This window comes from Campylobacter concisus, assembly GCF_002913765.1.
Classification (GTDB): domain Bacteria; phylum Campylobacterota; class Campylobacteria; order Campylobacterales; family Campylobacteraceae; genus Campylobacter_A; species Campylobacter_A concisus_BB.
In genome coordinates this window covers 1-1,611 of record NZ_PPCH01000028.1, presented here as the reverse complement: position 1 = coordinate 1,611, position 1,611 = coordinate 1, and the positions used below count along the sequence as shown (strand labels likewise).

The 1,611-nt window shown below is 47.2% G+C and carries 1 protein-coding gene; it reads right to left on the bottom strand.

What is annotated here, in order from left to right; all coding sequences use genetic code 11:
- A partial coding sequence (locus CYO89_RS10230) for a menaquinone biosynthesis decarboxylase (RefSeq protein WP_103598204.1) occupies positions 1 to 1,611 on the bottom strand: 1,611 nt, incomplete at both ends.

Sequence of the window (1,611 nt, the reverse complement as noted above, 5' to 3'; positions counted from 1 at the left end):
GCTCACTCTTGCTCGTCGCATCCACGCAGAAATTTTCGCCATCTATATAGATATCACGCAAGGCATCTATGTTATTTGTCACGCGCCAAAGCAGCATATATGGGTTTTCTAGGTAGTTTTGCATATCTACGACGACTAGAAGCTTGAAAAATTCTCTAAACTCCAAAAGCTTAGAAAAGAGCTCTTTTACAGGGCGATCTTTTTCAAATTTAATCACACAAATAGGCGTTTTACTCTGCTTTTTAAACTGCCTAAGCTCCTTAACATTTGGCGAAATACTTTGAAATTTAGCCAAAAGCTCGTCATTGCTTAAAACCGCAGGGGTAAATTTGCAAAAGTCTTGCGTCGCATCGATGCCTAGCTTGCCGCCAAAGCACGAGTTTGGACTGGCGTGATCGAGCTGATCGCACACACCTTGGCTTATCAGTACACTTTCGCTGCCAAATCTATCAAGCACAAAGTCCGCAAATTTGTCGTATTCTGCTAGCTCTGGTGCATCGCTACCCACAAAGATCGCATGCTTTACAAAGCTCATCTGTCCAACTCCCCAAAACGCGTGCATAGCCTGCTTTGCGTGTGCTGGATAAAGGGCGTTGATCTTGGCTAGGATAAGGTTATGAAAGACGCCATTTTCAGGCATATTGTAGTCAAGTAGCTCTGGCACGGTCGTTCGCAAAAGCGGCAAGAAAATGCGCTCAGTCGCCCAGCCCATATATTTATCCTCAAGCGGCGGCTTGCCAACCACGGTCGCGTGAAAGATAGGGTCTTGCTTGCTAGTTATCGCCGTGACCTCCATCACTGGAAACGGCTCAACTGGCGTATAAAAGCCGGTGTGATCGCCAAATGGCCCCTCAAGCTCGCTCTTAGTCGTATCGACAAAGCCCTCTATCACGTAGTCGGCGTCGTGCGGGACGTAAATTTCATTGGTTAGCGACTTTACAAGCTTTGCTGGCTCTTTGCGGATGAAGCCGTAAAGTAGCAGCTCAAAGACGCCCTTTGGCAGCGGCGCTTGAGCGCACCATATATAGAGTGGATCGCCGCCGATCGCCACAGAGACTGGCATCTTACGACCCGCACGCTTGTACTCGTGAAAGAAATTTGCGCCGTCTTTGTGGATCTGCCAGTGCATGCCAAGGCGGTTTTTATAATAAATTTGCAGTCTATACATGCCTAAATTTTGCAGCGCTCCATCTAGGCTTTGCGTATAGACCTGCCCCATCGTGATAAAAGTACCTCCGTCATGCGGCCACGTCTTTAGCGCAGGCAGGCTCAAAAGATCGGCCTGCTCGCCAATAAATTTGACCTGCTGGCACTCGCCCTCACCTTTTAGCCTTTTTGTAAAAATCTTTCTCATGCTAAAAAGATAGGCCAAAAAGTCAAGCTTCTCTTTAAAATTCTCAGGTTTTTTGGGCTTTAAAAGCTTCTCTATCTCAGCTGCGATCTCATCAGGCTGCACGCCAAATATCAGCTCAAGCGCCATTTTCGAGCCGTAGATATTTGTAAGCACTGGGGCAAATTTACGCCCAGTTTTTTTGCAGATAGGATTTGTAAAAAGTAGTGCTTGTGAGCCCGCGCGTTTGACCTCGATATAGCTAGCGTGCGCGATCTCTA